This window comes from Pediococcus argentinicus (genome assembly GCF_001437605.1).
GTDB lineage: Bacteria > Bacillota > Bacilli > Lactobacillales > Lactobacillaceae > Pediococcus > Pediococcus argentinicus.
This window is the reverse complement of record NZ_JQCQ01000020.1, coordinates 18,389-32,426: the sequence shown is the minus strand read 5'-3', so window position 1 is coordinate 32,426 and position 14,038 is coordinate 18,389. Positions and strand designations below refer to the sequence as shown.

Sequence of the window (14,038 nt, the reverse complement as noted above, 5' to 3'; positions counted from 1 at the left end):
TTCTTTTGGGCTAGTTATTTCCCAGCTCCATTTTTTATCTAATAAATTTAATTGATTTATGAGCTCGTAATGCCCAAAGGATGGTAACAGTATCAACGACTTCCTGGAATAATGCTCCAATTAATGCGGGGATTACGCCTGTTGCTGCAATCAACATCAGAATGGTACAAATGAATATTCCAATCAAAACAGATTGTTTGGCAACGGACATTGTATATCGTGCAATTTGAATAGCGACTGGTAATCGGTCTAAGCTATCTTTTAGGAATACGACATCAGCGGCTTCACTTGCGGCAGTCGATCCATGGGCACCCATGGCAATTCCAACGTCTGCGACAGCCAGTGATGGAGCGTCATTAACGCCATCTCCAACCATTGCAACTGGATGTTGCTTTTTAGGAATCTGCTGTAATAATTTAATTTTTTGCTCTGGTAAGCAGTTTCCGTGAATTTCCTGAATACCAGCTTCTTTACCAATATTTTCGGCAATTGCTTGTTGGTCACCACTAATCAACAAGGTGTGTGGAATTCCGAGTTTTTTAAGCGTTTTTAGTGACGTTATGGTTTCGGAACGTAGTTGATCCTTAAAAGTGATGTACCCGACAAATTGATTATTAATACTAATAAAAATAGCGGTGTCAGAAATTTGAATCTCATTTGGGTGATCAGGGTTGGCAAATGATTGCCGACCGACTTTAATGATTTCACCTGTAGTAAGAGCTGCTTGAAGTCCGGTACCGGTAATCTCAGTAATTTCATCAGTTGGAAGTAATTTTATCTCTTTATGCGTACTTAAAAGTGAACGAGCTAATATATGTGATGACTGTTGTTCCGCTGTGCAGGCGTATTGTAGTAGTTGTTCGGTTGAAAATCTATTTTGCGATACTACTTCGGCCAGTTCTAATTTTCCTTTAGTAATTGTACCGGTCTTATCAAACGCGATAGTTTTGAGTTCAGCCATCTTTTCAATAGTAGTTCCATTTTTAACGATAATACTGTTTCGACTGGCACTACTCATACCAGAAACTAAGGCAATTGGAGCAGCCAAAATTAATGGACAGGGGGAGGCAACCACTAGTACTTCAGCGAATCTAACTGGATCTTTGGAAATGAACCAGGCGATACCGGCAATTAGATAAGCAACGATTGTAAATGGAACGGAATAACGGTCGGCGAGTCGCACAAATTTTGCAGGATGGGTGTTAGCTGTTTTAACCAATTGAACGATTGACTGGTATTGACTCTCGGCCGCAATATGTGTGGCTGACATTTCAACTGCTTGTTCGCCATTGATAGAGCCTGATAGTAAAGTATCACTAACGTGTTTTGTACGTGGTAGTGATTCTCCAGTTAAAGAAGATTCGTCAAAGGTTGAGTTACCCTTAGTAATCTCACCGTCAACTGGAACAACTTCGCCGGGCTTAATCAACAGCGTATCATATACCTTAACTTGATCAACTGGAATATCTGAAATATTATCATCTTTTTTTAGATGCGCAATCTGTGGGTTCTTATCCAGGAGTGATTGTAATTCCTGACCAGCAACTTTAGATGCATAGTCTTCCAAGGTGTCACCACCGGTTAACATGATTAAAACAATAATGCTAGCCCAGTATTCACCGATTGCAATGGTTGCAAGGACAGCAGTGATAGCTAATAGGTCAACGCCGTACTTACCGGAACGAATGGTCTTAATCATTTCAACAGTCATGGCAATCGAGATAATAATGCCCGCAATCGAAATGATTATTTGGGCATAGAGATTTAAATGGAAGATAAACTGTAAAACTAATGCAGCCGCCGCAATCAATAGAATAGTGGAAAAAGTTTGTTTATGAGTCATATTTTCACCCTCTTGTTAGAATTGTTCTAAACTAATTTTAACACGGATAAAGATTTCATGAAACCGGTTGCAAACCTCAAATAATCATGCTACCATATTCATAGATTTAAATATATGAATGGAGGTGATGTGATGAGTGAAGCACCTATTAGTGAGGCACAGCAACTTGCGTTGGATGAATTCGTTTCAGATATTGACGTTTTAAATGCACTATCTGATTCAAATCGACAAAAAATCATAATTTTATTAGGTTCACATTTAAAACATGGATTGACGGTTACAGAGTTAGTCGAAAATATGAGTTTGTCTCAACCAGCAGTCTCGCACCATTTGAAGATCTTAAAACAGGTTAAGATTGTTGGATCAACTAAACATGGGTTGCAGAATACTTACCATTTAACATTAGATAACACATTGGAAAAGCTGGAACGCTTGGTGGCTTTAATCAGAGCGTCCCTTCAGAATATTGAAGATTAGATAAGGAGTGAACGAGTATGGCAAAAGCATATATGATTGGAACTGGAATTGGTAATCTTGCTGCTGGAATCTACTTAATCAGAGACGGTGGATGGAGTGGCGACCAAATCACAATGTTTGGTCTCGAAAAGCATGGTGCTAATGATGGTGCAACCGTTGCTAACTATGAAGACGAGTATGGCAACAAGAGTTTATCAAATAACAAAGGCTACCTAGCTAAAGGTGGCCGGATGTTGAATGAAGAGACGTACGAAAACCTCTGGGATGTATTAAGAAGTGTTCCATCATTGGATAATCCTGGACAGTCTGTTACAGATGACATTTTAAACTTTGACCATGCTCATCCAACCCATGATGTAGCTCGTTTAATGGACAAAATTGATGGGGTTCGTAATCAAGGCGACAAGAAAGATTATTCACACATGCAATTTGATAATAAAGATCGCATGTTGTTAACTAAATTGATGTTGATGCCTGAAAGTAAAGAAAATAAGCTTAATAATGTCAGCATTGAAGAATGGTTCAAAGACAGTCCACACATGTTCACAACTAATTTCTGGTACATGTGGGAAACAACCTTCGCTTTCAAGAAAGAAAGTTCGGCGATGGAACTTCGTCGTTACATGAACCGTATGATTCTGGAATTTAGCCGAATCAACACTTTGGAAGGTGTTACGAGAACACCATACAACCAGTATGAAAGTATCATTCTTCCAATGCGTAAATACTTGGAAGACCAAGGTGTTCATTTCGTAAACAACCGTAAGATTACTGCATTCGACTTTAAAGACACAGACCTACGTGATGATATCGTGGTTACGGGTCTTGAGTATGAAGATGTTGATGGTGAAAAAGAAAAGGGTGTTATCAAGGTTGATGAAAATGACTTTGTATTTGATACCAATGGCTCAATTACAGATAGTTCATCAATGGGTGATTTCGATACACCAGTTACAGAAAACATGGAATATGCACCAAGTGCTAAGTTATGGAAGCAAGCTACAGAACACTTCTACAATTTAGGAACACCTGATAAGTTCTTTAATGATCGTGCTCAAAGTGAATGGTTCAGCTTTACAGTTACAACTAACAACCATTACCTATTGAATCAAATCAGCCGGATTACACAACAAGAGCCAGGGAATGCGTTGAATACTTGGGTTGATAGTAATAATTTGATGTCAATCGTTGTTCATCATCAACCACATTTCAAGGCTCAAAAGGAAAATGAGACCGTCTTCTGGGGCTACACAATGTTCCCACGTAAGAAGGGTGACTATGTTGACAAGACCATCATGGAAATGACGGGTAAAGAAATCCTTCAAGAATTGCTTGGTCATTTATCAGAAGTTGATCCTGCTGCTGACAACATTGAAAATCATGAAGCTGAAATTATGGATAGTATTGTAAACGTCATTCCGGTTTACATGCCATATGCTAGTGCATTATTCAATCAACGTGCAATTGGTGATCGTCCTGATGTTGTACCAAAGAATTCTAAGAACTTGGCATTCATCAGTCAATTCGTTGAAATGCCATTTGATATGGTATTTACAGAACAGTATTCAGTTCGTGCCGCACAAATCGCGGTTTACCACTTCATGGGTATTCCTGATACAGAATTAACACCAGTTCATCATTACGAGAAGGATCCCAAAGTCTTGGCTCGTGCAACAAGAACTATGTTCAGATAAAAATAATAAGAGTTAATAAAAATGCCAACCTATGACTGAGAGCGTAGGTTGGCATTTCGTTTATTCAATTTGTTTACCATCAATAACAAGGGTATCGATATGTTTTGCAACTTGATCTTTTTCATCAGGCAATTGCATATAGTCACCATACATTCGATTTAAGATTTGATCGTAATGTTTAGGAATCGCAACTTCAATTGATTCAAATTTGTGAGTTGTAAGTTCGTATACTTCTTTTTGGCTCATGACTTCCATATTGTAGGCATACTGAGAAGCATAGTTTTTATAATGATGGAAAGGCTCATGCTCATACAAGCGCATGATATTTTCACGCTTTTCCTTCATATTAGCCACTGTCATGAATAAATTGAGTGATTTATCTTCCGGATCCTTTCGGAAAGGTGTCCGGACCACGTTATAACCTAAACGAAGTAGGATTGTTGTGTCATAGAATTTGAAACGGTTGTAGACTGCTTGACGTACTTCTGGTTGATGCGGAATTTTATCCAGTGGAAAAATGTCCACAAATACACCTTTACGAGCGTCATTCACATTATTCTTTTCTTCGATATAGGTATTTGTATCAAGAATCTTCATATAACTAAATGCAAAATTTGGATCTGTATCAGCTGTTTGCATGAAGTAGTGGGTGTGCTGAAGTTCTACTGGTGCCACACGTACAAATTCATTATAATTTCTACGCGTCATACCTAAATCGACATCGTCGTCCCAAGGAATAAAGCCGTCATGTCGAATCGTACCTAGCAATGATCCACCAATCATAAAGTATTCAATATGATGTTTCTTACAAATATCGATAATTAATTTAAGAGTCCCAAGTTCAACCCGATGTAACTGTTCAATTTGTGACAAAATAAGTGGTCCTTTCTAAACGTTTTCTATGTGTTAATTGTAACATCTAAAGAAAGTTTTACCATCCGTTAAATTAGTTGACTTTTGTTTTGTAAGTATCTATTATATGGCTATGCTTTAATTAAAAGGGGGAACCGAAGATGCGCAGAACAAAGAATGCTTTATTAGATTATTTACTAAAGAACCTAGAAAATTCTGAACTTGTAGACCGTCTATTGGATCGATTACAGAGTCAGGGTCAATTAGCACTTCGCCCAATTCCAATCGAAAACAATAAAAATCGTAAGTAAACTCAGTATGATATACTGAAGATACACTTATGGGGTCGTTATGGATTCGACAGGTGTGGGTTGTACCGTGATTGCACTTCGTAGGTCGCGTCTACGTTAAAACGCTCAGTTTATTATAACTGCAAAAAATAATAACAATTCTTACGCTTTAGCTGCTTAATACCAGCTTAACGTAGATCCGTCTAGTCTTGCCCGTGGGCTAGTAGCGGGTCCTAAATGAAACGGGCTTGCGCTAATCTTTTACGTTTGGAAAGTTTAGAAGAGGATCATCAAGCTAGCTTTACATGAAAGCCCTGCTATGCGGCGTTTTGTATCGCGAAATTTAAATAGTATAGATATGAGTGTAGATATTACGGTGGCAACATGCTTGGACGCGGGTTCGATCCCCGCCGACTCCATTTTTAACATTTAGAAAAAGCTGGTACATTTAGAGCACAACCGCTCTAATGTATCAGTTTTTTTAATGGCAATAAGATTCTAAGTAAGAAATTTAATTTAATATCGTGGTAGGTAGGGATGTATGTTACTCATTATAGTTGACATAAATGTATTTTTATCGTTTTTTAATGATTGAAGTAAAAGACAAAATTTATTTTGTCTATTGGAGTTCAATTCTTTTTAAAGTAGTAAAATTGAGTAGTGAAGTATTTCAGGAGAACTTTTATAGGTATTTAATGGTGTTAGATTTATTAAATGAATTGAATTAGAGGTGGAGTAAAAATGAAAAAAACCACTTTCATCGGAGACATTCATGGTGCAGTTGATGATTTAAAAACTTTACTAAATGATTCCGTGATAACTGAAAATAAGATAGTTTTTTTGGGAGATTATATTGATGGTATGGGGCAAAGAAAGTTTTTTGATCATACTGAAAATTCTGTAGTAGATTCAATAGGTGTTTTAGATATAGTTATGAATCGAGTTAACAATAATGATGATACTGCATTATTGGGTAACCATGATAATTTTTGGATTCAAACTGCATGGGGAAATGAATTTGAAGCCAAGTTGTGGCGCATAAATGGTGGTAATCAAACTTGGAGACAGTTAGGAATTCATAGTAGTAATTTAGATGTTGTGGAAGAAATGTTGAACCAAGGTGACCTAAAAAAGTATACAGATTTTTTAAATAGTCTGCCGTTAACTTGGAGTAATAAAAATATTTTAGCTGTTCACGCAGGTTTACTTTGGGACGGAAAACTAGATGAACAAGATAGAAATGATTTAATGTGGATTCGTGATGACTATTATTTCGATGGTACTAATCGACCTAACAATTGGCACAAAAACTCACTTGGTAAAGTGATAGTGACAGGTCATACGCCAGTCCAAACAATGCCATTTTATGATATGGGTAAGGGATATATTAAAATGCAAGCGGATAGTGAAGATGTGCCACGCTATTTGATTGATTCTGGCAGTCGTTCATCAGAGTTTGATGGCGGAATTTTTGCACTTACTTTGAATGAAGACGGATCTATATTTCAGATGAAAAGAGCAATAAAAGGAAAGCTATTTGACGGAAACAAGAAAATTTCTGAATCGGTGGTTGAAGATATTAGATAGAAAATAAATTGGTGATTAACAGTGTTGTAGGACGTGTTCTCATACGATTTCGGTTGAGTTCAGTGTATAATCAGTCGGGAAATGGTAATTAGAGCGTGTGTGAATATTTAAAATATATTAGGAGTTTAAGTGAATGAATAAGTTAGTTAAATATATAGCGATTGCTGTATCAGCACTATCAATCGGTAGTATTGTAATGATAAGTAGTGATAATTCTGTCAATGTAATTGCATCAAATAAGACATTGCATTCTCAGTATCGCAATCGATACCATCGAGAAGGAAATAAACTGTATTATTTTGATAGTAATGGTAATGCGATAACTGGCCTACGTTACTACGGCAATAATAAATTAGAATATTATGGATCAGACCATGTGCAATATCGTAATCGATATTACCGAGATGGAAATAAGCTGTATTACTTTGGTAGTAATGGCGATGCAGTCACTGGTTTACGCTACTATGGCAATAACAGATTAGAATATTATGGGTCTAACCATGTACAATATCGTAATCGATATTACCGAGATGGAAATAAATTATATTATTTCGGCGGTAATGGTGATGCAGTAACTGGCTTACGGCACTACGGCAATAACAAGTTAGAGTATTATGGGGCTAATCATGTGCAGTATCGTAATCGATACTATCGAGATGGAAATAATTTGTATTATTTTGGTGGTAATGGTGATGCAGTAGTCGGTTTACGGCACTACGGCAATAACAAGTTAGAATATTATGGATCAGACCATGTGCAGTACCGTAATCGATATTATCAAGATGGAAACGTGCAATATTACTTTGGAAGTAATGGAGATGCTGTTAATAAGAAAGAACCTAACAAGCCTGTAGTTGCAAGCTCGAAGGTTTTAGGTGTTAAGTACATTAGCCAAGAAGCTGCTGGTGCTCCTATGGGTTGTGAAGCTGCAAGTACATTAGAGGCTTTACATTATAAAGGCAAAGCTACAAATTATGATCTAAAGCACTTTATAAAGACTATGCCAGTAGCAAAGAATGGTAATCCATATCAAGGATTCGGAGGAACTCCTTTCCGTGTAACATATGGTATTTATCAATCCATTTTTCCATCTGCACTCACTCCTTGGGTACAACGATTTAGTAGCGCTAAGAACATTAGTGGCACTAATGAACAAGGAATTATAAACTCAGTAAAGGATGGAAAGCCAGTCGTTAGTTGGATTACTTTAAACTATCGTACTGCTGTTTGGGATAAATATAACTGGGGTTATGGAGTAGATAACGCTCATGTCGTTACCGTTGACGGCTATAATAAGAATTCGTTTCATATTGTGGATCCAGAGAATGGTGTCTACTGGATTAGTAAGGCTTCGTTTATGCGGTCTTACAATTATATGAAATTTGCAGTGTCGGTTGGATAAATCTAACCATAATATACCTGATTTGAGTCAAAATATATTTTTGTGTTACACATATTTTGCAAGAAAAAGAGAACTAATAGAACACTAAGGCCCTAACTACTTGGAATAGTTTGGGTCTTTTGTTATGCTATTTTGTTAGTGGGTGGGCTGATTAAAGCCACAAGAAGTGGGAAATGAAAACACTAAGCACCCACAATCTTTTGTGAGTTTTTGTTATAATCAGAGTACAAAAAAAACAGCAGTTACAAAACTACTGTTTCCTTGCCATATTATTTTCTTAGAAAATATTTAACTAAGTCATAAATGACACAAGATAATACATTTAGTAAGATAGTAATACAGCATGTAAATAATGTGTTCAATGGAGTTTACCTCCAGTGATGTACTATTTCTGATGGTCGGTCAGATTTTAACGTACATCTTTTACATTGTATCAGAAGTTGATATAAAGTAGATACTTGCTTTTTATTATGTAGCTGTTACAATATCTATGTAAATAAGTTCAGTGGCGTTTACTTCTAATAAGATTATCTTGGTCGGATAATCTAGTAACGTCTTCGGTGTTGTCAGTGTTGTCCGACAACACTTTTTTTGTACTCTTAAATATAAAAACCACTAACATTAAAGTCAGTGGTAACTACACCCTCGTGATATTCAATTATTAGATAGGGTTAGCCAAAAGGTTAGCCAAAAAACATAAGTGTTGCCATAAACGTTGATATACTGGGAAGTATGAAACGTAAGTACAAACCCCGCCGACTCCATTTTAGTAAGTACCAGAACATTTTAAAAAATCAGGAATGCCTTTATACCGGCGTTCCTGATTTTTTGTTTTATATGAAAAGTACTGGAAAATCAAACAAGTTTACATGGTAATATTAAGTGAGCGCGGGTAGAAATGTAGGACATCTAACCGCTTATTGAGATTTAAAATGTAATAAACATAACATTTTAAATTGTGATGTCAGCTAATATTTAGAGCCTAAATTTCATATCTTTTACTTACATAATTAAAATAACGTGCTAAATATACAGATGAGTATGGCTGTTATCATAAGGTTAAAGTAAACTTAAATAATATATATTTTGGGAGAAAGTTACTAATGATGGTGAATATTAAAAATATACTAATTGAAATGTTTGATTGGTGTAAAAATATGGTTCTTTCATGGGATCCTAATTGGGTAAGTGGAATCGCTACAGTATGCGCAACTATTATTTCGTTTGTTGCTATTAGAATGACACTGAACCAGATAAAGAATGAGCAGAGAATACTTCCAGTTTTTCAGGTCACATCTAATATAGATTCAGTGAACCTGCTGGTTGATGATATTGGATATTATGTTAGAGGTTTTAACGATAGCCGCACTACTTATATGGTTAATTTTCAAGGAATGTTTTTGAAGCAATATTGGTATGTGAGATTTGTTAAAAATAGACTTAATAGCATAATAAAAAATCATCCATATTCTTTTGTAGCACAGCAGGCAATAAAACTGAATAATAAATTGTGCGGTACTGGGATCCCTTTTAGGAGTAATGGAAATCCATATCTAAAAAATAATGATCATTTTTTGGTAGTGAAGCCAAATGAAAAAATGCCAGAGTTGTTTATTAAACAAAAAGAACTTATCGAGAGAGCTAGTAAGCTGATTTTTATGAATGGGTGGAAGTCCACAGTTTGGGGAAACCAAACAATCAAGCTTTCTTTTCAATTTTTACTGCATAATGGTCTGACCGTTTCAACAAGTATAAAGATAACTAGTCCATCGGCAATGCATGAAAATATTATGCATTCCCTAAAAATGTTGGAGCAATCTAATGAAAAAAATTAGAAATAGTTGAAAAGAAATATTGCTTTTTTTAATAGTATTATGGATGTAAAAATAAAATAAGGAAAACAGTAAACTTTTGTATTGAATGGTATGCAACTGAGGAGCTGTTTTTAAGAGGTATAGTAATGGAAAAAGTTAATGAGAAAGAAATTGAAAATTGTATAAAAAAGTTTATTCATTCTGATGATAAAAACTTATTAATCAGAGGATACTTTGATATTGATAAACTAGTAGCTGTCCTTAGTAGTGTGTACAATGAAGAAGAGGTAAATCAATTATTGTTGGTTCTTGGTGACACAAGCGTTAAAGATGTTCCTAGATTGTTCAATCCGGCTTTTATACAACCAAAATTTAAAAATGTTAAATTAGATACGAAAAAATATAGATTTCCTAATGCGGAAGGTGTATTTACAAAGTGGAGAAGTCATATTAATGGTGTTTTTGGTGCTGGTAAAGACCTTGCTATTTTTTATCCTGTAGAAGGTGTTTTATTTAATTCAAATGATACAGATAAATTTAAGAGTACATTGAAAAATTCTCGAGCTAAGAAGAGTATTCTTATAACTACGAACGACTTTAGTAATCTTACTAAAAAGTTATACGATTCTGTTGATGAAGTTATTATTTTTGATAGCTCAAATGCTAATGAAAATAATAAAGAGTTACTAAAAGTAATACATAGAAATTTTGAATTCGATAAAAGAGAATTACCATACTAAAATTAGATAAACATATTTAAGCCAATCAATACAGTTTCAAGTATATTACTTTTTACACAATTTTTAGAGCTTCTTCAATTCATCCGCCCCATAATACATCTGCTGAGTCCCACTAATCCGAACTAAATATTTTTCACGTTTCTTATCAAAGAATACAATCGTGCCAACCCATTTAGTTTTAACGACAGTAACAGTATCACCAATTTTAAATTCATTCATAATAAAACCTCCAATTTAAATACGTATTTTATTCGGGTACGTATTTTATTTACTATAATTATAATATTTAAATTGTTACTATAATAGGGTATAAGATAATAATTTAAGTGGGTACTACTATGGATAATAAGCTGACAAATAAATTAATCAGGAAGTATTTCCAAATGTGGTTAGATAAATCAAAATGTGACTATAGTTGAATGGCATTTTGCATGTACGCAAGATAACGAGGATTCTTCGTTTGATGGTGTATCGATTATTAAGTTTAAAGAGGATCTAATCAGTGAAGTATCAGAGTTTGAAAGTAAAGATACTCACAGGAGACCATATAAAAAATGAGTGGTAGGTAATATGAATAAACCAGACTATATCAAATGGATTAGACAACAAGTGGGCCATCAAGAAATAATTCTTAATTTTGCAGGTGGTATTGTAACTGATGATTCAAACCGGGTTCTCTTACAAAAGCGCAGTGACAAACTAGCTTGGGGATTGCCAGGAGGTGCAATGGAATTAGGAGAGTCTGCAGTTGAAACTGTTCAGCGTGAATTAAAAGAAGAGGTTGCTTTAGATGTTGAGGTAGGTCAGCTCTTTGGAGTTTATTCCAAATACACGGACAGTTATCCCAATGGTGATCAGGCACAGACCATTTTGTTAGTATATAAAATTAAATCATTTAAAAAGTTGGCACAAAAGCCAGTTGATGAAACTCTAGATTTAAAATGGTTTACGAAAAATGAAATCAATGACCTACAGATTGTAAATCAACAGCATCGCGATGTTTTGAACGACTATTTTAGTGGTAATTCCAATATATCTAGATAAATAAAAACTAATAATTGTCAGTTGGAAATCGCACAACTAGCAACTATTAGCTTTTTTAATTTAAACTATTTCAGCTCCAAGGCTATTTTTAAAATGATCTAACGCCCATTCTTGACCATGTTCTGTGAATGTTGCGACAGCATTTTTATGAATCACAATTTTATAACCAAGGTTATATGCATCTACCGCAGTGTGGAGTACACATATGTCAGTACATACCCCGGCGAGATGAACGGTATCAATTTTACGTTCTCGTAGTCTTAAATCTAAGTCAGTTCCTGCAAAGGAACTATATCTGGTTTTATCGAAAGACCAGATGCGTGGATTATCTGTCTGACCATCAAACCACGATTGTAATTGGCCATAGTATTGGCGTCCCCAAGTATTGCGAACATTGTGAGGTGGGAAGAGCTTTGTTTCGGGATGATATGGATCATTTGGAGTATGAACATCGGTTGGTAGTAAAACCCAACGGTCCTGTTCTAAGAACTCATTGGCTAAGTTCATAATAGCTGGTTCAATATCTTGCCCGGGCTTACCACTTGTTAGTGCACCATCTGGAGCTACAAAATCATTTGTATAATCAATAATCAGTAATGCTTCATTTTGTGTCAAAATAATCATCTCCCTTTTATATGTAATATTATATCGAAATGTTTTCTGAAGATGTTGTGAGACGTCTAAGCACATTCTTTGACGATGAAATTAAGACAAGCTAAGATACGATTATGGAATTCAGGAATTACATCCCAGTTATTATTTAAATAGGAGCGTGATTATTATGACAGTTAAACAATATGGTATTGTAGTGCATCATGAAAATATGGGTGGTGTGCGTGGAATCCCGAAACGTTGGGATACTGTAGAATGGTTCGATGGCAAAATGGAACGCAATGAGCGTCATGTTGGATTATTAAGAGATAAATTTAATGGTACTAGTGAATACCAGCAAAATAATTCCGGTATTCAAGAAACCCAAACCTACCATAAGATTAAAAAGGAACTATAACTATGAATACAGAATAAGTGATCACCGTGGATGAAAATCTAACGGTGATTTTTTTTACTACTAAATACTAGTATCGATGTACTAATTACTGCATAATGAAGTTAATAACAATAGTGGGGTAGAGAATATGAATGAAAAAGAATTTGCGGAATATTTAGATCAGAATTCAAATGTCAGGGATAAGTTTAGTGAGAAGGCAATGGATTACCAAATCCAATTGAATGATGAAAGAGCATTTGCCAGACAATGGAATGAAGCCGAGATGAACAGAGCCGTTGATAAAATGTACCAACAGTTCTTAGATAGTGTCTATGAGAAAGTACAATCAGGAGTTGATACTGCACATCGTGATGACGAGCAATCCTGGATTAATTTTATGGATTCAAATGATATTTTAGATAGTTTAGAAGATTCAACTTCAGAGCTTGAATTTGCTTAATAATGTTTTTTTCTACTATAGAATGGTGTTGGTTTAGGTGAAGCATAAAGAACAGGAATAAATCTTAGACAGTACAATGCAGACAAACCCACTATTATATTGATGAATTTCAACATGCTGTAATTTTGAGTACCAACCAAAGTTTCAATTAGGTTTAAATTGATCGTGCCCACTAATAAGCAATTTAAACCAGCCAAGATTAAAATAGTTAGAACTATGACATCGAATTTTTTCATTACATGGTTCCTCCTTCTGTAGTTACCACTATGATAAGAATCTTTACAGAGCGAGGCAAAGATTCTGCTTATTATTGCAGTAAGTAGTCCAAAGAATAAAGCAAATGTGATAATATTGAATCAATATTAAAAATAACAAAGCCATCACCGGGTGGCAAAAAGCTGTTAACAATTCCGTTAGGTCATTGAAGGAATTGTTAGGAGCTTTTTTATTTTATATAGGAGGAATTTGAAATGAATTGGATTTATTTAGTTGTTGCAGGATGTTTTGAAGTTGTTTGGGCAAGTACGATGAAACTCAGTGAAGGATTTACTAAGCTGAATTATGATGTTTACACAGTAATAGGGATGATTTTAAGCTTCGTTTTCTTGTCGCAAGCTACGAAATCGTTGCCGTTGAGCGTTGCATACCCCATTTGGACCGGAATTGGAGCGGTCGGATCGATTGTTGTAGGGTATGTTTTCTTCAAAGATCAGGTTTCAAATTGGACTTGGGTATTTATTTTATTGCTATTAATTAGCATAATTGGGATCAAAATCACCTCAAAAAGCTGATTTTAGAAGTTAAAAAACATTATTTTAAATCTTTTCTTTACAAATGGAGCTTTTTT

At 35.1% G+C, this 14,038-nt stretch carries 16 protein-coding genes and 1 other RNA gene; 12 read left to right on the top strand and 5 right to left on the bottom strand.

Annotation, left to right across the window (positions count from 1 at the left end):
- Positions 1 to 34: 34 nt before the first annotated feature.
- The gene (locus tag IV88_RS05910; RefSeq protein WP_057799744.1) at positions 35 to 1,843 is read right to left on the bottom strand and encodes a heavy metal translocating P-type ATPase; all 1,809 of its coding nucleotides are present in this window, start codon (positions 1,841 to 1,843) and stop codon (positions 35 to 37) included.
- 132 nt (positions 1,844 to 1,975) lie between these two features.
- Between IV88_RS05910 and IV88_RS05905 the strand changes: the two genes are divergently transcribed.
- Positions 1,976 to 2,320, top strand: a complete 345-nt coding sequence (locus IV88_RS05905) for an ArsR/SmtB family transcription factor (protein ID WP_057799742.1) — start codon at positions 1,976 to 1,978, stop codon at positions 2,318 to 2,320.
- Between the two features lie 17 nt (positions 2,321 to 2,337).
- On the top strand, positions 2,338 to 4,014 hold the full coding sequence (locus IV88_RS05900; RefSeq protein ID WP_057799740.1) for an oleate hydratase: 1,677 nt from the start codon (positions 2,338 to 2,340) through the stop codon (positions 4,012 to 4,014).
- A gap of 60 nt (positions 4,015 to 4,074) precedes the next feature.
- Here IV88_RS05900 and IV88_RS05895 read toward each other — a convergent pair whose 3' ends face one another.
- Complete coding sequence (locus tag IV88_RS05895) at positions 4,075 to 4,887, bottom strand: LicD family protein (protein WP_057799737.1); 813 nt, start codon at positions 4,885 to 4,887, stop codon at positions 4,075 to 4,077.
- A gap of 140 nt (positions 4,888 to 5,027) precedes the next feature.
- Here IV88_RS05895 and IV88_RS09355 point away from each other — a divergent pair, with 140 nt between their 5' ends.
- From IV88_RS09355 to IV88_RS05875, 6 genes are all read left to right on the top strand, one after another.
- Positions 5,028 to 5,177, top strand: a complete 150-nt coding sequence (locus IV88_RS09355) for a hypothetical protein (protein ID WP_168388196.1) — start codon at positions 5,028 to 5,030, stop codon at positions 5,175 to 5,177.
- A 31-nt stretch (positions 5,178 to 5,208) separates the two neighbouring features.
- Positions 5,209 to 5,578: a transfer-messenger RNA gene (gene ssrA / locus IV88_RS09115) on the top strand.
- Between the two features lie 319 nt (positions 5,579 to 5,897).
- Positions 5,898 to 6,743, top strand: coding sequence for a metallophosphoesterase (locus tag IV88_RS05890; RefSeq protein ID WP_057799735.1), 846 nt, complete (start codon positions 5,898 to 5,900; stop codon positions 6,741 to 6,743).
- Between the two features lie 133 nt (positions 6,744 to 6,876).
- Positions 6,877 to 8,145 (top strand): C39 family peptidase, encoded by a 1,269-nt coding sequence (locus tag IV88_RS09435; RefSeq protein ID WP_057799733.1) that lies wholly within the window; start codon positions 6,877 to 6,879, stop codon positions 8,143 to 8,145.
- A 1,103-nt stretch (positions 8,146 to 9,248) separates the two neighbouring features.
- Complete coding sequence (locus tag IV88_RS05880; protein WP_057799731.1) at positions 9,249 to 9,980, top strand: hypothetical protein; 732 nt, start codon at positions 9,249 to 9,251, stop codon at positions 9,978 to 9,980.
- A 125-nt stretch (positions 9,981 to 10,105) separates the two neighbouring features.
- Positions 10,106 to 10,699, top strand: a complete 594-nt coding sequence (locus IV88_RS05875; RefSeq protein ID WP_057799730.1) for a hypothetical protein — start codon at positions 10,106 to 10,108, stop codon at positions 10,697 to 10,699.
- A 63-nt stretch (positions 10,700 to 10,762) separates the two neighbouring features.
- On the opposite strand, the gene IV88_RS09350 is transcribed toward IV88_RS05875, so the two are convergent.
- Positions 10,763 to 10,918: a hypothetical protein gene (locus tag IV88_RS09350; RefSeq protein WP_168388197.1), complete on the bottom strand. Its 156-nt coding sequence runs from the start codon at positions 10,916 to 10,918 to the stop codon at positions 10,763 to 10,765.
- Between the two features lie 351 nt (positions 10,919 to 11,269).
- Between IV88_RS09350 and IV88_RS05870 the strand changes: the two genes are divergently transcribed.
- Positions 11,270 to 11,743 (top strand): NUDIX hydrolase, encoded by a 474-nt coding sequence (locus IV88_RS05870; protein ID WP_057799728.1) that lies wholly within the window; start codon positions 11,270 to 11,272, stop codon positions 11,741 to 11,743.
- Between the two features lie 60 nt (positions 11,744 to 11,803).
- Here IV88_RS05870 and IV88_RS05865 read toward each other — a convergent pair whose 3' ends face one another.
- Positions 11,804 to 12,361 carry a cysteine hydrolase family protein gene (locus IV88_RS05865; RefSeq protein WP_162258642.1) on the bottom strand — a complete coding sequence of 186 codons (558 nt, stop codon included), beginning with the start codon at positions 12,359 to 12,361 and terminating at the stop codon, positions 11,804 to 11,806.
- Positions 12,362 to 12,524: 163 nt separating this feature from the next.
- Here IV88_RS05865 and IV88_RS05860 point away from each other — a divergent pair, with 163 nt between their 5' ends.
- Together IV88_RS05860 and IV88_RS05855 are read left to right on the top strand one after the other, a co-directional pair.
- Positions 12,525 to 12,752 (top strand): hypothetical protein, encoded by a 228-nt coding sequence (locus tag IV88_RS05860; RefSeq protein ID WP_057799724.1) that lies wholly within the window; start codon positions 12,525 to 12,527, stop codon positions 12,750 to 12,752.
- Positions 12,753 to 12,879: 127 nt separating this feature from the next.
- Entirely contained in the window at positions 12,880 to 13,191 is a 312-nt protein-coding gene (locus IV88_RS05855; protein ID WP_057799722.1) for a hypothetical protein, read from the top strand.
- Here IV88_RS05855 and IV88_RS05850 read toward each other — a convergent pair.
- On the bottom strand, positions 13,188 to 13,427 hold the full coding sequence (locus IV88_RS05850; protein WP_057799720.1) for a DUF378 domain-containing protein: 240 nt from the start codon (positions 13,425 to 13,427) through the stop codon (positions 13,188 to 13,190). The genes IV88_RS05855 and IV88_RS05850 overlap by 4 nt on opposite strands.
- Before the next feature lie 234 nt (positions 13,428 to 13,661).
- On the opposite strand from IV88_RS05850, the gene IV88_RS05845 reads away from it, so the two are divergent.
- A complete protein-coding gene (locus IV88_RS05845) occupies positions 13,662 to 13,982 on the top strand; it encodes a DMT family transporter (RefSeq protein WP_057799718.1) in 321 nt (106 codons plus the stop codon).
- Positions 13,983 to 14,038: the final 56 nt, after the last annotated feature.